This window comes from Acinetobacter lwoffii, from assembly GCF_019048525.1.
GTDB classification, from domain to species: Bacteria; Pseudomonadota; Gammaproteobacteria; order Pseudomonadales; family Moraxellaceae; genus Acinetobacter; species Acinetobacter lwoffii_K.
The window spans coordinates 948,636-971,529 of the sequence record NZ_CP077369.1 but is presented as its reverse complement, the minus strand read 5'-3'; the positions used below and the strand labels follow the sequence as shown (position 1 = coordinate 971,529).

General features: G+C 42.6%; 23 protein-coding genes. 10 read left to right on the top strand and 13 right to left on the bottom strand.

Features of this window, described 5'->3' with window-relative positions:
• Positions 1-450 precede the first annotated feature (450 nt).
• Positions 451-660 carry a cold-shock protein gene (locus tag I6L24_RS04530; protein ID WP_004281299.1) on the top strand — a complete coding sequence of 70 codons (210 nt, stop codon included), beginning with the start codon at positions 451-453 and terminating at the stop codon, positions 658-660.
• A 461-nt stretch (positions 661-1,121) separates the two neighbouring features.
• On the opposite strand, the gene pyrE is transcribed toward I6L24_RS04530, so the two are convergent.
• Positions 1,122-1,772 carry an orotate phosphoribosyltransferase gene (pyrE, locus tag I6L24_RS04525; RefSeq protein ID WP_005261544.1) on the bottom strand — a complete coding sequence of 217 codons (651 nt, stop codon included), beginning with the start codon at positions 1,770-1,772 and terminating at the stop codon, positions 1,122-1,124.
• Positions 1,773-1,812: 40 nt separating this feature from the next.
• On the opposite strand from pyrE, the gene I6L24_RS04520 reads away from it, so the two are divergent.
• Positions 1,813-2,631: an exodeoxyribonuclease III gene (locus I6L24_RS04520; RefSeq protein ID WP_005105345.1), complete on the top strand. Its 819-nt coding sequence runs from the start codon at positions 1,813-1,815 to the stop codon at positions 2,629-2,631.
• Between the two features lie 488 nt (positions 2,632-3,119).
• Here I6L24_RS04520 and I6L24_RS04515 read toward each other — a convergent pair whose 3' ends face one another.
• On the bottom strand, positions 3,120-3,821 hold the full coding sequence (locus I6L24_RS04515; protein ID WP_004282344.1) for an IS1 family transposase: 702 nt from the start codon (positions 3,819-3,821) through the stop codon (positions 3,120-3,122).
• A 78-nt stretch (positions 3,822-3,899) separates the two neighbouring features.
• On the opposite strand from I6L24_RS04515, the gene I6L24_RS04510 reads away from it, so the two are divergent.
• Entirely contained in the window at positions 3,900-4,250 is a 351-nt protein-coding gene (locus tag I6L24_RS04510; protein ID WP_005105344.1) for a Spx/MgsR family RNA polymerase-binding regulatory protein, read from the top strand.
• A gap of 72 nt (positions 4,251-4,322) precedes the next feature.
• Here I6L24_RS04510 and I6L24_RS04505 read toward each other — a convergent pair whose 3' ends face one another.
• A complete protein-coding gene (locus tag I6L24_RS04505; protein WP_005105342.1) occupies positions 4,323-4,760 on the bottom strand; it encodes a DUF2147 domain-containing protein in 438 nt (145 codons plus the stop codon).
• Between the two features lie 156 nt (positions 4,761-4,916).
• Between I6L24_RS04505 and I6L24_RS04500 the strand changes: the two genes are divergently transcribed.
• A complete protein-coding gene (locus I6L24_RS04500) occupies positions 4,917-5,828 on the top strand; it encodes an alpha/beta hydrolase (RefSeq protein ID WP_005105341.1) in 912 nt (303 codons plus the stop codon).
• Positions 5,829-5,890: 62 nt separating this feature from the next.
• Here the strand turns inward: I6L24_RS04500 and I6L24_RS04495 are convergent, their stop codons facing one another.
• On the bottom strand, positions 5,891-6,460 hold the full coding sequence (locus tag I6L24_RS04495; RefSeq protein ID WP_004281290.1) for an FMN-dependent NADH-azoreductase: 570 nt from the start codon (positions 6,458-6,460) through the stop codon (positions 5,891-5,893).
• 340 nt (positions 6,461-6,800) lie between these two features.
• Here I6L24_RS04495 and I6L24_RS04490 point away from each other — a divergent pair, with 340 nt between their 5' ends.
• Positions 6,801-7,997, top strand: coding sequence for a GGDEF domain-containing protein (locus I6L24_RS04490; protein ID WP_005105340.1), 1,197 nt, complete (start codon positions 6,801-6,803; stop codon positions 7,995-7,997).
• A gap of 28 nt (positions 7,998-8,025) precedes the next feature.
• Here I6L24_RS04490 and dsbD read toward each other — a convergent pair whose 3' ends face one another.
• The 4 genes from dsbD to I6L24_RS04470 form a co-directional block, all read right to left on the bottom strand.
• The gene (gene dsbD, locus I6L24_RS04485; RefSeq protein WP_005105339.1) at positions 8,026-9,867 is read right to left on the bottom strand and encodes a protein-disulfide reductase DsbD; all 1,842 of its coding nucleotides are present in this window, start codon (positions 9,865-9,867) and stop codon (positions 8,026-8,028) included.
• Positions 9,868-9,886: 19 nt separating this feature from the next.
• Positions 9,887-10,642, bottom strand: a complete 756-nt coding sequence (locus I6L24_RS04480; protein ID WP_004281287.1) for a transporter — start codon at positions 10,640-10,642, stop codon at positions 9,887-9,889.
• 21 nt (positions 10,643-10,663) lie between these two features.
• The gene (locus I6L24_RS04475; RefSeq protein ID WP_005105338.1) at positions 10,664-11,206 is read right to left on the bottom strand and encodes a hypothetical protein; all 543 of its coding nucleotides are present in this window, start codon (positions 11,204-11,206) and stop codon (positions 10,664-10,666) included.
• A gap of 127 nt (positions 11,207-11,333) precedes the next feature.
• Positions 11,334-11,699, bottom strand: a complete 366-nt coding sequence (locus tag I6L24_RS04470; protein WP_004281285.1) for an HPF/RaiA family ribosome-associated protein — start codon at positions 11,697-11,699, stop codon at positions 11,334-11,336.
• 1,008 nt (positions 11,700-12,707) lie between these two features.
• Here I6L24_RS04470 and I6L24_RS04465 point away from each other — a divergent pair.
• From I6L24_RS04465 to I6L24_RS04445, 5 genes are all read left to right on the top strand, one after another.
• Entirely contained in the window at positions 12,708-13,433 is a 726-nt protein-coding gene (locus tag I6L24_RS04465) for an outer membrane protein OmpK (protein ID WP_005105335.1), read from the top strand.
• Between the two features lie 80 nt (positions 13,434-13,513).
• Positions 13,514-14,026 carry a GNAT family N-acetyltransferase gene (locus I6L24_RS04460; RefSeq protein WP_004729124.1) on the top strand — a complete coding sequence of 171 codons (513 nt, stop codon included), beginning with the start codon at positions 13,514-13,516 and terminating at the stop codon, positions 14,024-14,026.
• A 172-nt stretch (positions 14,027-14,198) separates the two neighbouring features.
• Positions 14,199-14,921: a hypothetical protein gene (locus I6L24_RS04455; RefSeq protein ID WP_216986481.1), complete on the top strand. Its 723-nt coding sequence runs from the start codon at positions 14,199-14,201 to the stop codon at positions 14,919-14,921.
• A 177-nt stretch (positions 14,922-15,098) separates the two neighbouring features.
• Positions 15,099-15,656: a hypothetical protein gene (locus I6L24_RS04450; RefSeq protein WP_005250272.1), complete on the top strand. Its 558-nt coding sequence runs from the start codon at positions 15,099-15,101 to the stop codon at positions 15,654-15,656.
• 144 nt (positions 15,657-15,800) lie between these two features.
• Entirely contained in the window at positions 15,801-17,033 is a 1,233-nt protein-coding gene (locus tag I6L24_RS04445; RefSeq protein ID WP_004730312.1) for a transposase, read from the top strand.
• Between the two features lie 47 nt (positions 17,034-17,080).
• Here the strand turns inward: I6L24_RS04445 and urtE are convergent, their stop codons facing one another.
• The 5 genes from urtE to urtA form a co-directional block, all read right to left on the bottom strand.
• Positions 17,081-17,779 (bottom strand): urea ABC transporter ATP-binding subunit UrtE, encoded by a 699-nt coding sequence (gene urtE, locus I6L24_RS04440; RefSeq protein ID WP_216986480.1) that lies wholly within the window; start codon positions 17,777-17,779, stop codon positions 17,081-17,083.
• A gap of 10 nt (positions 17,780-17,789) precedes the next feature.
• Complete coding sequence (urtD, locus tag I6L24_RS04435; RefSeq protein WP_004281279.1) at positions 17,790-18,608, bottom strand: urea ABC transporter ATP-binding protein UrtD; 819 nt, start codon at positions 18,606-18,608, stop codon at positions 17,790-17,792.
• Positions 18,605-19,678: an urea ABC transporter permease subunit UrtC gene (gene urtC, locus I6L24_RS04430; RefSeq protein WP_005245654.1), complete on the bottom strand. Its 1,074-nt coding sequence runs from the start codon at positions 19,676-19,678 to the stop codon at positions 18,605-18,607. The genes urtD and urtC overlap by 4 nt, the downstream gene beginning before the upstream one ends.
• Before the next feature lie 4 nt (positions 19,679-19,682).
• Positions 19,683-21,314 (bottom strand): urea ABC transporter permease subunit UrtB, encoded by a 1,632-nt coding sequence (urtB, locus tag I6L24_RS04425; protein WP_164543170.1) that lies wholly within the window; start codon positions 21,312-21,314, stop codon positions 19,683-19,685.
• A 94-nt stretch (positions 21,315-21,408) separates the two neighbouring features.
• Positions 21,409-22,689 carry an urea ABC transporter substrate-binding protein gene (urtA, locus tag I6L24_RS04420; RefSeq protein ID WP_213686572.1) on the bottom strand — a complete coding sequence of 427 codons (1,281 nt, stop codon included), beginning with the start codon at positions 22,687-22,689 and terminating at the stop codon, positions 21,409-21,411.
• Positions 22,690-22,894: the final 205 nt, after the last annotated feature.

The window sequence follows — 22,894 nt, the reverse complement described above, 5'->3', positions numbered from 1 at the left end:
ATGACGATAACTATCTTAAAGCTACAGATATTAATTTACCCAAAGTTATAAAATACACTGACTTAGTAAAATCTTGCTGAGTACTGAACGATTCTGATTAACATAAAGTAACACAAACACAACGTGTATTTCATTGTTTAGCTTCGTTAGAGCTCAAATTCAACCGATAAAGCTCAAGGCAAAACCAGCTTGAAATTTTAAAAAAAAGAAGAACTGAGCCACTTTTATAAGAAAAATAAATAATAAATATAAAAAACTTGAATATTTTCTGATTTAGGCTATGCTGTGTTTAACTAGAAAAAAGCGTTGTTTAGTTAAGCTTCTTTAAGTGCCGCAGTATTATTTATAATCCTCAGTTTTTTCAGATCTTTATTTCAATTCTTATTGTTTTTCCAAGTTATCCATAGTCATTTCTATGACTAAAATTATTAAAATTTAACAGGTTATATTATGTCTACTACAGTTACCGGTACAGTAAAATGGTTTAACGAAACTAAAGGTTTTGGTTTTATTCAACAAGAATCAGGTCCTGACGTTTTTGCTCATTTCAAAGAAATCAGCAGTTCTGGTTTCAAAACTTTGTTTGAAGGTCAACGCGTTTCTTTTAGCGTGGTTGATGGTCAAAAAGGTCCAAATGCGATCAATATCGTTGCGCTATAATTTAGCCCAGCAATAAGAAAAAGCACCTTCAGGTGCTTTTTTTAGCTCTGAAGATTCATAATTTTGGTGAAAGGTTTTCTGCTCCTCTATTTAGCTCATTAACAATGATTTTTTAAGAATCATGTTTCTGAATCACTGCTGCTCAGTGGGACTTTATAAAAGATAAAAATGAAAAACCCCTAGCATCCTGCCAGGGGCTTTCCGTATGGGTTCGCTTGGTATAACTCCTGTCGTACCTTACTTTCCTTGTATTTATCTATTGTTATTCTTGTGTGGAACCTCCTGTTCCTGTTAAAGCTATCATAGGAAATTTCCACTATTCAAAACAGCCGCAAAGTGCTGGAATTGATGTAAGCCAATGCTTACAAGAATAGACAGAGATAATAAATTTCAAATGTTTAGCAAATTGAACATCTACAAAAAAAGGAAGCTCAAGCTTCCTTTTCTATGCCAATCTAGGCTTAGATCCCGTATTTAACACGGTAATCTTCCATTTTTTCCAAAGCTTCTAGGTCGCCTTTCGCTTCCAGATAATCCATTAAATCTTTCATGGTAATTAAGGCATGTACAGGAATCTCAAGCTCTTGCTGTACTTCCTGAATCGCAGATAAATCACCCTGACCTTTTTCCTGACGATCAAGCGCCACGAGTACACCGGCAATTTGGGCACCGGCATTTTTCAGGATGGTGACGACTTCACGAATCGCTGTGCCTGCGGTAATTACGTCATCAATGATCCAGACTTTTTTACCTGCTACAGAAGCACCGACCAATACGCCACCCTCGCCATGGTCTTTGGCTTCCTTGCGGTTAAAACCCCACGGCACACTTACCCCATGATTTTGCGACAGAGCCACAGCAGTTGCTGCCACAAAAGGAATGCCTTTATATGCAGGGCCAAAAATCACTTCAACATGGTCACATTCAGTCAGTTTTTCAGCATAGCCAGAAGCCAGCAGTGTCAAGGCTTCACCATCATTCAACAGACCCGCATTAAAAAAATAGGGACTCACACGTCCCGATTTTAAAGTAAACTCACCAAATTTAAGCACACCGCGTGATAATGCGAGTTCGATAAAAGCTTGTGGGTTAAACTGAGCTGGCGTTGACATGAGGTGCTCCTAAATCCATTAATTAAGGTAAGACTTGCGCATGATACCAAAGAGTAGCTATCCAGGTGATCAAAAAATTCTTCGCGTCGTTTCAATTAATGTCAACGGCTTACGCTCATCTGTCACCAAAGGTCTATTAGAATGGATGGAACAGTCGGATGCCGACGTGATTTGCATGCAGGAAAGCCGGATCACGCATGCGCAGTGGACCGATAAATTCAAGCCGGAAGGCTGGTACACGCACCTGTTTCCTGCCGAGCGTCCGGGTTATGCCGGTACTGCCATTTATAGCCGTCTGCCTTTTGTGTCTCTGACCGATGGCTTGGGTTTTGAACTGGCCGATTCACAAGGCCGTTTTATTGCCGCTGAATTTAACTTGGGTCTAGAACAAACTGTACAGATCTGTTCCCTGTATCTGCCTTCGGGTTCATCAGGCGATGAAGCACAAGCGCGTAAAGATCACTTTCTGGAAGAATACGCAAAAATCCTGAAACAGTGGCGCGATGAAAATAAATCGGTGATTGTCTGCGGTGACTACAATATCGTGCATAAACGTATCGATATTAAAAACTGGTCGGGTAACCAGAAAGCCTCGGGCTGTTTACCGCACGAACGTGCCTGGCTAGATCATATCTACGATGAGCTTGGTTATGTCGATACTTTCCGTGAAGTCCGCAAAGAAGCCGAATTATACTCCTGGTGGTCAAACCGTGGACAGGCGCGTGCCAAGAATGTTGGTTGGCGGATTGATTATCATGCCTGCTCTCCGGACTGGAAAGAGCGTACCGTTAATGCCTGGGTCTATAAAGAACAATGGTTTAGCGACCATGCCCCCGTGATCATCGACTACAAACTATAATCTTCATTATTTAATTGAGTGAACATACGTTCACTCAATTAAGGCTTATCTCTTACATGACATGACGTATTTTTTGGGTTTATCTTAATGTAATAACATAGCATTATAGCGTTACGGCACAAGGACATGTCAGGACGACAACATAAGGACAGGACGCCGTAGGACGAAAATAAAACAGACTATAGATTTAGCTTGTTTTGCATGGATGTGACATTGGACGTTGGATTGAGACCCGCATGATCAGGATGATTAAATGCGGGTTTTCTATTTCTATTATTCCCAAATTTTTATTTTTCTTATTATTTAGATTGTTCTTTTTCTTGCTGCTTATGTTAAAGCTGCTTGATGTCATTTTGATGACATGACTTTTCTGGTATTTAAAATTTTTTCTTTTTTTTCATTTGCTTTTGCATGGTTTGCTGCTGCCAATTTGGTTAAGCTAGTTCATGATTTAAATTTTTGGTGGTGTTTTAAAAAGTATGCTGACATTAAATGAAGCCATTATTGATGTAAAAGAAGGTTAAGTCGAAGGCTTTAAAATGGTTTTCAAGCTTTTTGGAGAAATTACAACTTCTTCTAAAACCACGCCTTATTCGATGCCTTATTTTGCAATTATTACCTTCAATTCCTACAGTAAAAAACTTACCAATACTTTGCTTGCAGTTTTTAAAAGCAGTGATGAAACTATCCCAATGATCACTTGCAATTCGGGTGTAGTGAATACCTAATTGTTTAAGCTTTGTCTTCAACCTTTGGACTGTAGCTAAATCTCTCTTACCCCAAACATAAGCAACAATCTCACCTGTTTCTCGATGGTAGGCGTAAATAAGCCATTGTTTATTATTTTTATTTCCAACAAAAGTCCAGAATTCATCTACTTCGAGAGATTCATAATGACTTTGTTTAGGCTGAATTTGATAGGCCGATTCAGTTAAAGTCCGTAAGACTTTACCGATACTAATGCGCTCAACTTCAGCGATATCTCGTATACCGCTGCCTCTGACCATTAACTGTAATATTTTACGAGTAATGCCAGAATTACATCCTAGATAGCTCAGAGCATGGTCACCAATAAACTGACGTTTGCAGTCTTTGCATTGGTAGTTTTGTTTCCCATCTACTTTGATGCCATTTTTCTTTATACTGTCACTGAGGCAGGTTGGACATTTGATTTCTAGAGTTATTTGCATTTCTCTATTTTATCAAAATTCAACCTGCTTTTTTTAGCATACTTTTTGATACACCACCAAATTTTTTAGATGGCAGCTATGTTAAAAATTTACGGAATTAAAAATTGTAGTTCGATGAAAAAAGCCTTTGATCTGCTGACGGAGCAAGGTCTGAGTTATGAATTTCATGATTATAAAAAACAGGGCATCGATGCTGAAACCGTCAAAACCTGGCTGGATGCCTTGGGTCAGGACGTGGTTCTGAACAAGAAAGGCACTACCTGGCGTAAACTCAGTGAAGAAGAGCAACAGGCCACCCTGTCAAGTGAAAATGCCTTAATTAATGCATTAACCACCCATACCAGTTTAATCAAACGTCCAATCTTGGCAACCTCTACAGGATTTATTGCCGGTTTTGATGAAACAGCTTATCGTAGCTTAGCCCACTAATATCTTGTATTGAATAACACTCATAAAAAAGCCTGACATTGGTCAGGCTTTTGTATATCTGCTTAAAATAAATTAGTTGGCACGAATCCAAGTCTGGTTACGACCCAATGCCGCTACACCGATGAAACCACGTAGCTCAAGTTTCTTGCCACCGTCTGCCAGCTGGCCTTTCAACTTATAGGTTTTACCGGATTGCGGATCCAGGATCGAACCGCTGTCATAGCTAGTCCCGCCAGCATTTTTTAGACCTTTAACAATGGTCAGGCCTTTCAGAGATTTGTTGTGATATGGACCTTCACATTTCTTGCAGGCATTTTCTTCACCTGGAGTTAACACAGACTGAATACTGGCTGACAAAGTGCCGTTCTTTTGTTCAGTGAATTTAACCATGGCCTTAGGCTGCTTGGTTTTATCATCAATGGTTTTCCATACCGTGCCATTTAAAGGATCCGCGGCATTCGCCAATGCAGATAAGCCTAGTAGTCCTAACGTAAGCGCTATTTTTTTCATTTTTCTTCATTTCCTTAGTCTGAAAATAGACCCATGTAGTATTAAAAAGTCACAACAATTTTTCAATTTTTAGGTGTGACTATTTAGTGTAACCTTGTAAATATGGTTGGTAAATAATCTATACGATCAATAAAAGCACAAAAAGATGGAAGGAAGATGAAGATAAGCCCGCTAACGAAACAATTAATTACAGAAAGCTTTTTAAAAACGGCCATTCGTGCCCCGAGCAGATTCAGTCTTCCACCGAGTTCGATGCGCATTGCACTGGAACAGATGTGCAAACTTTTTCCTCAGGATAAAACGGTACAGATTCGCTCGCTTCGATTGGCCGGACTGCGCGCGGAAGAAATTAAGCCGCAGCAGGAATCGACCCAGCTGATTTTTCATATTCATGGCGGCGCATTTTACTTAGGTTCTTTAAATACCCATCGTGCCTTTATGACTCAAATTGCAGCTCGAACCCAGATGCAGGTGCTGCATGTCGATTATCCGCTATCACCCGAATCTGCCTATCCAGAAGCATTAGAAGCCTTGTTTGATGTCTATAATCTGCTGCTGGATCAAGGTGTTCAGGCCAAAGATATTATTCTGTCCGGCGATTCTTGCGGGGCCAATCTGGCCTTGGCGCTGGCACTCAAAATACAGCAGGAAAGTCTGCCACAGGTCAGCGGTCTGATTCTGCTGTCTCCACTGCTGGATTTAACGTTGACCAGTGAATCTTTACGTTATAACCAGAAGCATGATGCCCTACTGTCTCTGGAAACAGTTCAAACCGGGATTGAATATTATGTGCCGCGTTCGATTGATCGTGGTGATCCGGAAGTTTCTCCTTTTTTCGCCGATTTAACTGGCTTGCCACCGACTCATATTCAGGTAGGTTCCAAGGAAATTCTGCTGGATGATGCTAGTCGTTTTAAAGAAAAAGCGGAACAGGCAGGTGTCGAGGTCGAATTTAAATTGTATACCGGCATGTGGCACAACTTCCAGATGTTCAGTGCCTGGTTCGATGAAGCCAAACAGGCCCTGACCGATCTTGCAGAATTTGCCCATCGTCTGGACCGAGATTAAGCATGATTTAGCATATAAAAAAGGTCAGCCGTAGCTGACCCTTTGAAAAGAGGTTTTAGGTTTTAAATGGCCTGAACTTGCTGCAATGCAGTTTGCAATGCTTGGGCTTTAACCGCTTCGCCCATGTTCACTCCTTCAGCACGAATCACTTCGATATCATTCACACCGGTAAAGTTAAACACGGTTTTCAGGAAAGCCTCCTGAAAATCAGCCGGGCTTTGCTCGCCATAGACACCACCACGGCTGCTGGCAATATACACTTTCTTATTGCCCGCCAAACCCACAGGACCTTGTTCGGTATATTTAAAAGTACGTCCCGCGACACAGATCCGGTCAATCCAGGCTTTTAGGGTTGATGGCAAACCGAAGTTATACATCGCTGCACCAATCACCACGACATCAGCCTGTAAATATTGATCTAAAATTTCCTCGCCCAATGCCGTTTGTTCTGCATTCTGGCCCATTAAAATTTCGGCGGTAAGATGGGGAATAGGCTGTGCAGCCAGATCCAGGTACTCAACTTCAATGGCCTCAGCATATTTTTGCTGCAATTGTTCCACCACGGCCTGAGTCAACTGACGCGAAATAGAAGCATCTCCTAAAATACTGGAATCAATCTGTAAAACTTTCATGGCTTCGCTCTTTATCTTTGGTTGTTTCTAACAATGCAGCCATTTTAACGATTGACTATCTTGAAATAATTAGCACAAATAAAACACATCATCCTGAATTTAGAACAAAACTGTATGCCTCTTAACCTCTTTAATTTTGATTAGAACCCTTTGGTATAGCCTAGATCACTTATGCTATAGGCAAAGAATGAGCAGATCAGATATCAACTAAATCACAAAAATGTTTTAAATATTGTTGTTTATCAAGCATTCAAACTTATGTTATCTTGTGTAAATAAAGCTATAAATATCCAATAAGTCTTAAAAAATCTGCCATAACAATTAAAGTCAGACCGGGACCATGAAGCGAATATCGCCTGTATTAGAAAAAGTGCTAAGACACAGAATCAAGAAATATCTGGTCGAAGATGAAGTCGTGATGAACTGGCGTATCCTGAAGAAATGCATCCTGATGCTGACTTTGGGATGCGGTGTACATCTGACCTGGCTCGGCTGGGATCTCTTTGTTTTATTCAATCCTGAGTATTGGCAATATGTACAGATTGAACGGGTTCATTCACAAGTCGTGCTGAACGGCAGTTTTTTATTGATTTTAGCCTTACTGATTTATCCTTGTTATAAATTTCAGGGCAACCGTCTGGTGGAACGTTATCTACCCTATCTGGCAGTCGGCACCTTTGTGGTTTCGCTATGCCGGGATGCCTATATTGTCGGCGTGATCAGTCCGGTCGCTACCACCGCTTACGTCTGCTTAATTATGGTCGGTCTGGTGCTGTTTCATCGCACGCTGGTGTATAGCATGCTGATTCCTGCCTCCATTTTTCTGGGCGGATGTGCCTATTTAAGTTTCAGTCATCAATTACCTTATTCACCGCTCTTTAATATCGATGACAAGCTTTTTTATAATGGTTTCTGGCTGTTATCGATGCTGTATTTCATTTTGCCAATTCTGGCCGTCTGCATGGTGTTATTCGAGATTCTGCTCAGTCAATGGCGTCATCGCGAGCAGCTGATCAAACAGCTGAGCCAGATTGATCCGCTCACCAATCTGTTTAACCGCCGTAGTATCAACCAATGTCTGGATAAACTGAATGCCGCAGCCACTCCCAATTATGCTTTAGTGCTATTAGATCTGGATCATTTCAAGAAAATTAATGATCACTATGGCCATCATAAGGGTGATGAAACCTTAGTCGAAGTGAGTGCCGTGCTGAATCAGCAATTGCGCGAAAGTGATGTAGTCGGCCGTTTTGGCGGGGAAGAATTTATTTTGGTGCTTAAAAATACCAGTCTGGAAAAAGCCGAACAAGTGGCTGAACGCTGCCGCATCGCCATTCAGCAATTGCAGATTTTCAGTGATGAGGATGAGCTGATTCCGGTGACCGCCAGTTTCGGGATTGCCATTTCTAGCGCGGAATTACACCCGCAGCAGTTATTGAGTCAGGCTGATCAGGCGCTTTATCAGGCCAAAGCCGGTGGGCGTAATCTGGTCAAAGCTTATGCTGAACCGGTGCCAGTACAGATGCAGGTTTCTTAAACGGGTTCAGCTTTTTTTAAGAACTAAATTATGGATTTTCACTTTGAGCCAGTGCTTGCAGCTGTGCCAGCAATTCTGCCTCGCTAAAAGCACCGGTTAAACGTAAACCCCTAATTTCCTGCTGCTGCGCATTCAAGAATAAATACGTCGGCGGCCCGAGAATTTCCCATTGGTTTAACAGCGCTTGATGAGAGACATTATATTGGCTTAAATCCAGCTTGATCAGGAAATATGGCGCAAGCGCCTGCTGTACCGCTGCAGATTTTAAAATACGATGTTCGATCGGCTGACAGGCAACACACCAGTCGGCGTAGACATCAATAATAATCTTTTGCCCTTGTGGTGCCCTGTCCAAAATCTGCTGAAATTCTGCTGCACTACGTGCCACATGCCACTTGGCTTCTGTGCTCGCCTGCTCCACAAAAAAACGCTGACTGTGCTGATATTGGCTATAAGCGATATAGGGGACGGCCAGTACCAGACACAGGATATATAGCCATCTCAAACCGGTACGATGCCAGAAAATCCGGAACAGCACATAAGCCACGAAGGTCATACCCAAAGCTAGGGATAACCATTGTAAAGCGGCTTCTGAAATCAGTGGGCGAATAAAATACAGCGCCAGCGCCAGCATGATAAAGGCAAAGAGCACTTTGATCTGATTCATCCAATGCCCGGCTTTAGGCAGAATCCGTGCACCCAGAATACTGGCCAGCAATAAAGGCGTGCCCATCCCAAAACCTAAAGTAAACAGCAGTAAAGCTCCCTGCCACTGACTTTGCGTCTGGGAAATAAACAATAATGCGCCTGCCAGCGGTGCGGTCATGCATGGCCCCACCAGAAGCGCCGAAATCATGCCCATGACACCGGCACTGACCAGACCGCCTCCCTGCTGCATGGCCTGTGCCCGATCCAGACGATGAACCAGACGTTGCGGCAGTTTGATTTCAAACAGGCCAAACAGATTCAGGGCAAATAGGACAAACAGGATGCTAAATGCGATCAGGGTTCCCGGTTGCTGCAACCAGCGCTGAAAATTCAGGCCGGCCGAAGATGCAATTAGGCCAAGTACTGCATAGACAGCGGCCATACTGCTGACAAAAGTCAGTGCAATCATCCAGGCTTTCAGGCCTTTACTATCTCGTACAATCAGCGAGGTCAGAATCGGCAACATCGGCAAGGAACACGGTGTAAAAGCCAGTAAAATGCCTAAGCCAAAGAACAGCAAAAGCCCATAGCCCAAAGAGCGTTCAAGCAGTTGGGCTGACCATTTCTGGTCTTGTGCTGCATAGGGTTCAGTTTGTGTGTTGGCTGATGCAGAGATTTCATTTGCTGTAGATTCTGAGGAGTCCGCTGCATTAAATAGGGTATTGTGTTGCAGTGATGAAGTATTCAGATCGAGTAAACGCTTTGTTCCTGATCCGGTAGCTTCAAATTGCACCAGACCAGACAAATCGGTCTTGAACTGAATGGTTTGTGGCGGATAACAGATCCGGTCTTTGGCACAGCCCTGCCAGCTGACCTGATAGGATTGCCCCGCCTGAGTCGGAATTTGAAACTTTAACTGCTGATAATAAACCTGGGTATGTCCATAGTTATCATCATATAAATCTTCAGCGGGTGGCAACTCAAACGACACCGGTTGGTTGCCCTGCCGGACTTCAATTTTATGCTGATACAGATAATAGTTGTCTGGAATCTGCCAACTCAGTTCAGCCTGCTGCTGACTGGTGGAGATCACGCTCACAGGAAAAGCCTGCTCGGCAGACAACAATGCAGTTTCCGCCTGAGCAGGACTGCTGAACAAGGTGCTTCCCAAAATAACCAGGGCAAGCATTTTCCCCCAGGTCGGGAACTGCGAGTATTTCATCATCTGTGAGTTGAATAACTTAGAACAGCACAGAGAAACCTAGGCCTGAGAAGTAACTTCGATCTGCACCATCCAGATCTACACCGACATTCGCATCCAATTGGACACGGTCGTTTAAGGCATACATAACCCCGGTACCGAGCGCGTATTGATTATCGACACTTTCAGCTTTACGGTAAATCAGTTCAGAATAACCTGACCAGCGATCAGTAATGCGGTAGCCTAGAGAAGGAATCGCAGACACTGCCCAGTTGCTGTCCTGCCATTCATAACGCATGGTCAATGCGGTACTGACCAAGTCATTATATTGATACGACACGACAGAACCCAAGCTGTAAATATCTTCTTCATTAGTGAAACCGGCATTGCCTGTTGCAATGATGGCTTCGGCCAGCAAAGCCATACTGAGTTTGTCATCATCCAAATCAATGGCCTTTTTCAGACCAATACTAACATCGCCCAGACCATCATCTTCTTCGGTCTGGCCATTGGATTTCACTTGGGTCCAAGTCGGGCCAGCCCAACCTAAACGCAATTCCAGATCATCACTGAGTCCGGTACGTAACAACATATCTGCACTGAGTGTGGTCGCGGTCTGATCGCCCGACTTGCTATAACGCGCTGTAGGCAAGCCTTGCTCCCAAGCGACATTTCCGACTGGAGTAATTCCAGTACTCAGACCTTCACCTGGTCGATCAAATTCAAAATCTGCTGCGAAAAGCTGTGCACTACAACCGGCCAGTGCAATCAAACCCAAGGTTTTTAATGTTGTCATGTTGGAGCTCTTTATTAAAATTTAACTGAGTTCTTTGGTCATTTTTGCGCCATGCTTGCGAAGCAGCTCTAGCGTCTGTTTTTCTTCGTCTAAAGCTTCTGACCAGTTGATTTCATCAAAATCACAATCAAAGAATAGATCACTAATTGAAGATAAAATAGTCATGCCATCTTCATCTTTGCTATTTGGATCGACTTTTTCATCCAGTAAACGCTGTACGGCAGGCGCGCATGCAGCACTTGCGGCATCCCAGAGCGGGCCATAAATTTCTTCTGCATCCCACAGATGCAGATTTACCTTGGCCTGAATCAGTTCTTCCAAAATCTGCAAATGTACCGCCAAACGGGCCTGTTTCTCATCTTCTGAAAGTGGTGTACCGGTTTCATACAGCTCACACACCTCTTCCCACCATTTAAACAGGCCATCTGACCAGACCGAAATCACCGGGCCTTTGTCATGATCAATAAAATTCGGGTTGAGTCCATCTGCCAGCAGCTGTTTGACCTGATCCAGATTTAATTCTTCGAGTGCTTGCACAAAAAGCTGTTGTTGCGCAGTTAACATGATGGAGCTCACTTTGATTCGTTTTCGACTATTATGCCGAATAAAGCAGGATTTGTTGTGCTTCTCATAACTATATTTTTGTTTAATACGAAAAAAGCCCCGCAGGGCTTTTTCAAATCGGTTCGGCTTACTCTTCGATATCCGCAGTATCTGTGTCTGCTAGTTCGAGAGCACCAGGACGAACATTGTCTTTTTTCTCGATCACATGTTCCAGACTACGTTTTAGTCGGTCAATTGCACCATGGATCGCAGTATCGACATTATGGCCACGATGATTGACTACGACAGGTTTCAAGCCTGCAGGACGCGCTTCAATCATACAGCGAATATCGTCATCGCCGCCTTTGGCGCCATTTTCATCACTGAGATGGACTGAAAAATGGGTAATACGCTCGCTGTGGCGCTGGAATTCTTGATTTAATTCTTCCCGTACATAAGTAATTAAACGATCACTATTCTGAATGTGGTTATCGGTACGAAGTTCAATATTCATATATTACCATCCTCAATCTTTGTAACTTTTGAGTGCAAAATTTTTTATCTTGGCACGTTTGTAGCTTGCTGTTTCGCATCGCATTTCACTTCTTCAAATGATTGGAATAACACCCTCCATTTTGAATGATGAACACATTTTTGAGTCTGCAGAATCGTGTTCTTATATCTTGAATATCGGCTGTATCTGGGAAATATGCAAGTGATATTTTGGTTTTTTAGCAAAAGAATAATCGATTATGACAACTGCTTACTCAGCTCAAAAATGCAGGATTTTTCAAACGGCAATTGCGCAACTCTTCACACGATTTAATTTGAAATGTTTTTTGGCCAGACCGATAAATCGCTTAAATAACACGCGACCAGAAAACCTAAAAAAAAAGAAATTAAAAGTATTTTTTTATGAAAATTAGCTCACTTTTATCTAATAATTTTTCTTATAAGATCAGCGCCTAGTCAGCCTTACAGTCCTGAAGAGATCATATGCTTTATCATTGTTTAGTTGCTTTTGCAGAACCGGGAAAAATACTCTTTCGTCATTCGAAAATAATAAACTGCAAAAATGTTTTTCAATTGAAATATAAGACCGATCACTCTTATTTTACGATGCCGAAAATAGGCCTATAAAACGACCGTCATTTGAGATTTTAAAACTAACCTCATTACACAAACAGAACAAAGCTGTTCAGCCTCAGGCCCAAATTAATTACTAAACAATCTGTATATCCCCACCTATTTTTTACTGATTTTCTAAGTTAATCATCGTAAATTAAAGTGATTTTATATCTTTAGTTATACATTCAGTCTTTTAAGGCACTACATATTCAACTTTATTAAAAAAATAATGCTTTAGAAAAGCATCAGCGAAAGACAATGAAAACTGAGGAAGATGATCGTCTGCATTCAACTGATGAGGACTGAAATATATTTAAGTCAGCGATCACTTTTAACTTTATTTTTACTTATTAATCTGTATGCTTATTCTGCTTTCTCGGGGGGATAGATTTAAATGAAATTTACACAACTTGCGGCACTTTGTGCATTGGCTTCAACTGCAGCATTTGCTCAAGCAAAACCAGTTTGGCAGGACTTTAGCGTTACAGGTCTTTATGGTGAAAACTATGAAGTTGTAGACGATCAGCAAACTACTTTAACTGTTGAATATGCTGCAAAAGTTAAATATGCAGATGTATTCTTCTTTATGGATCGTCTGCGCGGTGGCGATGATGTTAAAAGTACGTACTTTGAGTTATCACCACGTTTAAGCTTAAGCGAAGTTACAGGCCAAAAACTTGCCTTTGGTCCAGTGAAAGATGTGCTTATTTCAACAACGTGGGAAGGTTCAGATAATGCTGATAACTTCCTATATGGCGTGGGCTTTGACCTTGATATCCCATACTTTCAATATGCAAGCTTAAATCTTTATCGTGCAAACAATGAAAAAGTGTTTGGCAATAAAGACGATTATCAAATGACGCTTACCTATGGTGTGCCATTTAAACTGGGTGCTGAAGATTTTCTTGTAGATGGCTTCCTTGATTGGTCAACTGCTGAAAAAGACGCTCAAGCAAGCGAGTTAAACTGGACTACACAGTGGAAATGGAATGCGGGCAAACACATTTCTCCAGATACCCGTTTATACCTCGGTGTTGAACATTCAGTGTGGAACAATAAGTTTGGTCTTAAAAATCAAGATGAAAACAATGTCAGCGCACTTGTGAAATATCATTTCTAATTGATGTATGATCGAAAGCAGAACTCCGGTTCTGCTTTTTTTAAACTGTGATTTCAGCTCACCTCTACTAGAACAAGAATATGCCTGATTTTGATATTCGACCTGCGACCGAACATGATCTTGAAACCATCCTCAAGATTTATAATCAGGAAGTACTCTATGGTACTGCGACCTGGAACAGAACAGCCTTTGATTTGAACTATTTCAAAATCTGGTTTAAACAGCTTAAAAATCAGAATTTCCCGGTTTTTGTGGTTGAAGATATTCAAAATCAAGTCGTTGCTGGCTATGCTTGTTATGATCAGTTTCGTAGTATTCAGGGCTTTCAACAGACGGTAGAACATTCCATCTTTTTAAATCCAGATTATGCAGGGCAAGGTTTGGGTTCTAAATTATTACAGTATTTAATTGAACAGGCTCAAGTACAGAAATTGCATATCATGGTCGCAGCGATTGATTCAGAAAACACCTCATCGATTCGTCTGCATGAAAAACTGGGTTTCGTTCAAACTGCCTATATGCCGCAAGTCGGACAGAAGTTTGGGCAATGGCGTGATTTGGTACTCTTACAACTCAATCTGGATCAAGCTTGATTCATTCTTAGTTTAAAACTATTCCAGAACTGCTTTCTGGACACTACTCTTCAGCTTTTTAATACTTGGCCATCACGATATTTTGTTGTTATCCAGTTTAATAAGCACAAGTTCTATTTACTTATACGAGCGGCTATGTTTTATTCAGCTCAAAATCATACTGAATAACACCATGTATAAATCTCTATTGTCTATTGGTCTTTTAAGTTTAAGTATGCTCACTTTTGCTGATTCAGACTTTGAAAAAGAGCTCCGTTCAGGCTGTAGCAAAGTGCAAAGCTATGCAAATAATGGCAAAAAATTCTACGACCAAAAACAATATCAAAAGGCCATAGCGCAATTTGAGCAACAAGCCGCATGGTCATCCTTTTGTGCGATGAATGTAGAAGACGGTGGTACAGCTTTTTCTGAGCGTGATATCACCACGGCGTTTAATAATGTTGGCTTAAGTTATGCCAAGCTTGGAAAGCCGCAATGGGCACGCGCCTGGTTCTCGGTTTTCCCGAATGCTAAAGCCAGCCAGTTCAATCTAAAACAGTTACCTGCACCAGAAAAATCAAAGAGTCTTGCAGGAAAATATGTTCGTTATGCAGGTTTTGGTCAATGGAATACGATGGAAGTTAAACGGGCTTCGAATGCCTACCAAATTGAGTTTAATGGACTCTATATGGGTTTGCGCAGTCTGATTTATGGACCAAATATGGGAGAATTTTCAACCCGCATGCCACTGAATAAAGCTCAGACCAATTACAGCGTAGAAGATTGCAAAATTGATTTAAAATTTCAGTTTAACGCTCAAATTGGACAACAGATTGTGGTGAATAGCAGCAATCCGATGTCTTGTGGTTTTGGTCATAATGTCTCGGCAGAGGGTGCATACTTAAAAGTGGAGTAGCGCTTTTGAGCTTAGACACTCTGGGTGATTTTGCAATGGTGGATCTGATTGGAAGTGAATATCATTGTAATTTTTCAATTCAATCAAACTATTGAAACTTCAGAAGAAGTTATATCTAGCCTAATTATTTTTTGTTATATACTCAAATGACTAAAAATAATTTTAAGAGCTAAAAATTTGGATTCCAACTTACTCACATTAGGTAGTTTTATTACTAGCTTAGGCACATTGATTGTTGCAGTATTTGCACTTCATTCTTGGAAAAAACAATTTAATAAAAGCCTACAACGAGATTTTGTTTTAGATGCATTAGATACTGTACATGAAGTCTCTGCATTGAATTTTAAAATCGTTAACAAATTCAATTATGAAACAGAAAAAGATAATAATTTTCTACTTATATCAGAATATTATTTGAATCCGATACCTGCTAACTATCAAAATTTACTAGAGTCATTAGGACATAGTATGGTTAATTTGGAAAAGGTTTTAAATCGTTTAAGCAAAATCCAAAATGATGAATATTTTGATACACTTTCAGAAAAATACATTGAAACTATATCTGAAATTTACATGTTTTTTGAGTCTGATGAACTAATTGGACTTGATCATCCCGATATAATCAAAATGAGTGAAAAAGGTTGGACTACATCATGGTTAGATAAAGCCTTTGATAAAGAGCGAGTGTTAGAATTTCAGATTGAAGAGTATTTATTAAAACTATTAAAAATCTAAAGAGAGTTTCCCTCTCCCATAGGGCATAGGTATCTACACAATTCCTGAACTTTGCGTTAAATTGAAGAGCATGCTCTTCAATTTAACATCTCTGGCCTGGATCAGCGTCTTGTCAAGCGCTATAACAGCCTTGTAAAGCTCAATATGAACCCTCTTGCTTCACTTGCTCCGGCAATCAAAGACCTGGCTTCTGCCCAAAAGTCGAGTTTCGCAACCACACAAGCGGTCTGGCGATTCCTGAATAATGACAAAATCTCTTTTAGTCAGTTAAACCAGCCAATTGAACATCTTGCATGTGAACAGATCAAGGCATCACCGCATCAATATGCATTGATTGTTCATGACTGGTCTCAGCTACAGTATGTGAAACACCATCATAAAATTCAGCGCCTGCAAAGAACCCATCAATATGATTCAGGCTATGAATTGCAAAGCAGTCTGCTGGTTGATGCAGCCTCGGGACTACCTATTGCGCCACTGGCGCAGACACTATCAGATGCCTCAGGCTGCTATTCCACATTCAGTCAACACTCTGCTGGGCGCAAATCTCATCTAGATTCACTTACCGAACAAATCAAAGTGATTGAACAATATCCCATTGAGAAAACATGTGTTCATATCATTGATCGTGAAGGTGACTCCATTGCCCACCTAAGGGAAATGAGCAGCCAGGGTTTTAAATGGCTGATTCGGGCGAAAGAAGGCCATCGAATTGAGCATCAGGGCAAAACATGCAAAGTTGCAGAAGCCGCAGAACGAGTAGAAACGCAGCAGGTCCAGCCGATTGCCTATAAAGGAAACCGGCATATGTTGCATGTGGGAGAAACTGCTATCCGGATAACACGTGCAGCAAAACCGAAGAGAAATGACGATTCAGGCCAACGGGTTGCTCCCCAGCCAGGGAGTGCGATTGAAGCCAGATTAATTGTTGCCGTAGTGAAAGATGATCAGGATAAGACCGTCGCAAGATGGTCACTAATCAGCAATGTTCCATCAGAGATTACTACGGTAGAGATGACGACCTGGTATTACTGGCGCTGGACAATTGAATGCTATTTCAAGCTGCTCAAGCAGGCAGGTCATGATATTGAAGCATGGCTTCAGACCAGACCTGAAGCCATTTTAAGGCGGTTACTGATTAGCTGTATGGCTTGTGTTTTAACTTGGCGAATCCAGCGTTCTGAAGATGAACACCATCAGAAAATTCGTGTATTTCTCACCCGTCTTTCAGGTCGGCAGCAGAAAAGAGGTAGGTTGGAAAGTGCACCTGCCTTATTGGCAGGGCTTTCGATTTTACTGAACACTCTTCAACTGCTCTCGGAATATTCAATAGATGAACTCAATGAGATAGCCACAATGGCATTAGGTATCTCATAGATGTGTAGATACCTATGCCCATAGGGAGAGGGTTAGGGTGAGGGAAATTAAATCGCCACCAACTCCCGAATTCCCTTCTCCGGCATTTCACTGCCCACACCTTGCACCACAACCTGCCCACGTGCCATCACGGTATAACCATCGGCAAGTTCTTCAGCAAAGTCATAAAACTGCTCAACCAGCACAATCGCCATCTCACCACCATCCGCCAGTTTACGAATGACCCGGCCAATGTCTTTAATAATGGATGGTTGAATGCCTTCAGTCGGTTCATCCAAAATCAGCACACGCGGTTCAGAAGCAAGTGCACGTGCAATGGCAAGCTGCTGCTGCTGTCCACCGGATAAATCTCCCCCACGGCGATGCTTCATTTCGTCCAAGACAGGGAAAATTTCATAGAGATGCTCAGGCACTTTGCGTGTCTTTGCTCCTTTATATTTCGCCATACCAATGAGGATATTTTCCTCCACCGTCAGCGTTGAAAAAATATCTCGACCTTGTGGCACATAAGCCAAACCTTCACGTACACGCTGTTCAGGACTGAGTTTCGAAATGTCCTTGCCATCCAGCAAAATCTGTCCGGATTTAATCGGTAAAATACCCATCAGACATTTAAGGAGCGTGGTTTTCCCCACCCCATTGCGTCCAAGCACCACCGAACATTCACCCACAGGTGCAGTCAACGACACATCACGTAAAATATGACTGCCGCCATAAAATTGATTGACGTCTTTGACTTCTAACATCGCAAGCTCCTTAACGCCCTAAATACTTTTCAATGACATCTTCATTGGCTTGTACTTCTGCCAATGTGCCTTCTGCCAAAATTGCCCCTTGCGCCAGTACCGTGACTTTTTCACTAATAGTATCGATAAAGCTCATGTCATGCTCAACCACAACGAGGGTGTGATTTTTCTTGAGTTCTAAACACAGCTCCGCCGTGCGCTCGGTTTCGGCATCGGTCATGCCTGCTACAGGTTCATCCAGTAAAATCAGTTTTGGACGTTGCATCAACAACATGCCGATTTCTAACCATTGCTTTTGACCATGCGACAGCAAGCCAGCAGGTTTATTAATGAACTCTTGCAGACGAATTTGCGCAAGTGATTCATCCAGGGCATTTTGGGCATCGGGATCGAGTTTGCTAAAGAAACTCTTTTTCACGCGCTTGTCTTTGGGTGCTGCTAGAAGCAGATTTTCCATGACGCTGAAATTTTCAAACACCGTCGGTTTTTGGAATTTACGTCCAATGCCTGCTTCAGCAATTTGCTCGGTACTCATTTTGGCTAGGTCATAGTTTTGCCCGAAAAATGCAGCGCCTTCAGTTGGACGGGTTTTTCCGGTAATCACATCCATGAGGGTGGTTTTCCCCGCCCCGTTCGGTCCAATGATGCAGCGTAATTCCCCTTCTTCGATATACAGCGATAAATCATTTAGGGCACGAAAGGCATCAAACCAGACACTGACTTTTTCCAGATACAATGCAATGCCATGGGTAAAGTCCGCGCCTTGTTCTTTTGGGCGACCATAGCCTTCAGAAGCATGACCACCATGCGGTTGCAGGATCTCGCTCATTCGCTACGCTCCTTTTTAAAACGGTCAAACAGACCAATAATGCCTTTTGGCAGGAAGATGGTCACTACAATAAATAACGTACCCAAAATCAACAGCCATGCTTCAGGATAAGCCGAAGTAAAATAGGTTTTTACTCCATTGATTAAGCCTGCCCCAATCAATGGACCAATCAGCGTGCCACGTCCACCCGCTGCCACCCAGACTGCCATTTCAATCGAGTTCACCGGGTTCATTTCACTTGGGTTAATAATGCCGGCTTGTGGCACATACAGTGCCCCTGCAATGCCTGCAATCACCGCAGATAGCACCCATGCCGAGAGCTTGTACCACAAGGTACGGTAGCCCAAATATTGCAGACGGTTTTCGCTGTCACGAATTGCACCGAGTACACGGCCATAAGGTTTATTCATTAAATGACGTAAACCAATAAAGCACAGCAACAATACCAAAGCGGTGATAAAGCACAAACTTGCCCGCATCGATGCCGAGGTAATGTCCAGGCCTAAAATGGTTTTAAAACCGGTAAAGCCGTTGTTGCCACCAAAGCCGGTTTCATTACGGAAGAAAAGTAATGCAGCGGCAAAAGTCATAGCTTGGGTAATAATCGAGAAATACACGCCTTTAATTTTGGAACGGAAGGCAAAGAAGCCGAAAATAAAGGCGATGATGCCCGGCACTAATACCACCAATACCAATGACCAAAGGAAGTATTCCGTACCGACCCAAAACCATGGCACTTCCGTCCAACTAAGGAAGCGCATAAAGTCAGGAATGCCATCCCCTGCAGACTGGCGCATTAAGTACATCCCAAAGGCATAACCGCCAAGGGCAAAGTACAAACCATGTCCTAAACTTAAAATTCCGGCATAGCCCCAAACTAAATCCAGTGCCAAAGCGACCAGAGCCAAACACATGATTTTGCCAATCAAGGTGACCCAATACGCAGATAAATGCAGGGTTGAATCGGCAGGTAACAGGTGTAACCATGGCAATGCCAATAAAATGGCAAAGCATACGGCAATCGCAATGCCACTATGCGGTTTGTCGGATAATAATTGTGTAATCTTCATGTGCTTACTCCACAAAACGGCCTTTGATGGCAAACAAACCTTGTGGACGTTTTTGAATAAACAAAATCACAAGCACCAAGAGAACAATTTTTGCCAGTACTGCACCAATGCCAATTTCCAAGGCGGTACCGCTAATACCCAGACCAAGCGCTGCAAGGACTGCACCCCACACCTGACCTACACCACCGACTACTACAACCAAGAAGGCATCAATAATATAGTTTTGCCCTAAATCCGGCCCGACGTTACCGACTTGTGCCAAAGCACATCCGGCTAGTCCTGCAAGACCTGAACCTAAACCAAAGGCCATCATGTCGATACGGCTTGAACGAATACCGACTGCTCGCGCCATTTGACGGTTTTGCGTCACCGCACGTACAAACAAGCCAAAACGGGTTTTATTCAGTAGGTAAACCAACAACAAAAGCACTGCAATGGTAAAGACAATAATCGCAATACGGTTATAGGGCAGCATCAAGCTTGGAGTAATCGAGATCCCGCCTGACAGCCAGGAAATGTTAGAAACTTCGACATTTTGCGCACCAAAAGTCATGCGTACCAATTGCATCAGAATCAGGCTGACACCAAAAGTGGCAAGCAAGGTTTCCAACTGGCGACCATATAGCGGACGAATCACGGTACGTTCAATCAACATGCCGATCAGTCCACTCACCAAGAATGCCGCAGGAATCGCGGCGATTAAGTACCAATCGACATAGCTACCCAAATAACTTTTAAACAGGCTTTGCACCACATAAGTGGTATAGGCACCAATCATAATCAGCTCGCCATGCGCCATATTAATCACACCGAGCAAACCATAAGTAATCGCAAGACCCAGTGCAGCAAGCAGTAGAATACTCGCAGTACTTAAACCTGAAAATAAATGTCCTGTCCATTCGCTGGCTTGAATACGGGTTTTAATACTGCTTTTCGCTTCAAGCAAAGCCGCTTTCAGCTCTGGATGTAAATTCGGCTGTGTTAGCTCATTTTCCACCATCGCCAAGACATCGGGACGATTGGAGTCTTGCAAGGCTTTCGCCGCTTGAATTTTAACTAAGACATCTGCATCTTGATAATCCAGACGCGCTTTAAGCTGGGCCAAACGGGCTTTGACTTTGTTATTTTGTTCGTTCAAATACAGGGCATTGATGTGAGCAACATTCAGCTCTGCCAAGTTGCTTTCATAAATATCAATCGCTTCTAAACGCTCGGAAGCATCTTCAGATTTGAGTTTTCTTTGTGCCAAACCAAAGTTGAGCGCTTTACGCAAGGTATTCACCAAAGTCACTTGTGATAAGTCACTCGGCCAATCTGCAACGATGCCTAGACTCGGATAGCTGAGTAATTTTTCGTCCGATTCTAAAATATAGGTTTGACCATTAGCCCCACTATAAAGCTGCTCGTTTTCAACATATTCTGCAAGCTGATCTAACTGCTCAATACTGCCCGGCCATTGCTTCAGTAAAGCACGGCGCTGGGCAAAATCACCTTGCACAAATTGCTGGATTGCATCTTGTTGTATTGCTGCAGTCAATGCAGTGCTATTTGAGGATTGTTCTGCTGATACCAGTTGCACACAAATAACCTGTACAAATACCAGAAAAATAGCGGCGATATTCACGCGAATATTCATTATATTCACCCCTATTCCATTGGAAATTTTCCGTGGAGAGTAAGAAAAAAATCAGAGGACACCTGCCACGGCTGTGGCAGGCAAAAGATAGCTGTTATTTCGGAATGTACGGGCTCCAAGGCTGTGCCTGGATGGCTTGTGGCGTTTTATAGACCACATCAAACTGTCCATCGCCACGAATCTGACCAATCATGACTGGCTTGTGTAAGTGGTGATTCGTCGCATCCATTTTTAAGGTATAGCCGGATGGGGCTTTGAATTCCTGACCTGCCATCGCTTCACGGACTTTATCGACCTCTGTAGAACCTGCTTTTTCAACGGCTTGCTTCCACATGTTAATCCCGACATAAGTTGCTTCCATTGGGTCATTGGTCACGAGCTTGTCTGCATTCGGCAGTTTGAATTCCACCGCATACTGCTTCATTTTGTTGGTAAATTCTGTATTGACCGGATTCTTCACTGACATGAAATAGTTCCATGACGCCAAATGACCGACCAATGGCTTGGTGTCAATACCACGCAGTTCTTCTTCACCCACCGAGAACGCCATGACGGGAATATCAGAGGCTTTAATGCCCTGATTACCCAATTCACGATAGAACGGCACATTCGAGTCGCCATTGATGGTCGAGATCACCGCAGTCTTTTTACCAGCTGCGAATTTTTTCACATTGCCGACAATGGTTTGATAGTTGCTATGACCAAATGGCGTGTACTCTTCCATGATGTCCGCATCAGCCACGCCTTTAGACTTTAAAAAAGCACGTAAAATCTGGTTGGTGGTACGTGGGTAAACATAGTCTGTACCGAGCAGAACAAAACGCTCCGCTTTACCGCCCTCTTCACTCATCAAGTATTCCACGGCTGGAATGGCTTGCTGGTTAGGCGCAGCACCGGTATAAAAAATATTTTTGGATTGTTCCTGGCCTTCGTACTGTACGGGATAGAACAATAAGCCATTCAGCTCTTCAACCACTGGTAAGACAGATTTACGTGACACCGACGTCCATGCACCGAAAATTACCGCGACTTTGTCTTGGGTAATCAGCTGACGTGCTTGCTCTGCAAACAGTGGCCAGTCAGATGCTGGATCGACCACCACAGGTTCCAGTTTTTTACCCAGTACCCCACCATTATCATTGATTTCCTTAATCGCCATTAAGGCCGTATCTTTCAGTGAGGTCTCAGAAATTGCCATCGTGCCTGACAATGAATGCAGGATCCCGACTTTAATCTTGTCGCCGCTGTCTGCGACTTTGCTTTCTGCGCCCGGGGCTTCTGCTTTTTCAGCAGATTTTGAACACCCCGTTAATGCAACAGCCCCTGCCATGGTTGCGGCTAAAATACTTTTTGAAAATAAATTGCGTTGGAACATCAGATTTTTCTCCAAACTTTATAATGGTGCATTTTTCATGCTTGTCTTGTTGTACATCTGGATGGAGTGATTCAATTTCTGTGCCAAGGCTTCAAAAAATAAAAAAATTCACTTTAACTGATCTCATTATTTGTATTATGAATCATGTATTTAGTCATACTAAAAAGACTTAAAGCCCTATTGCAATGTAGAACTCAGACTCAAC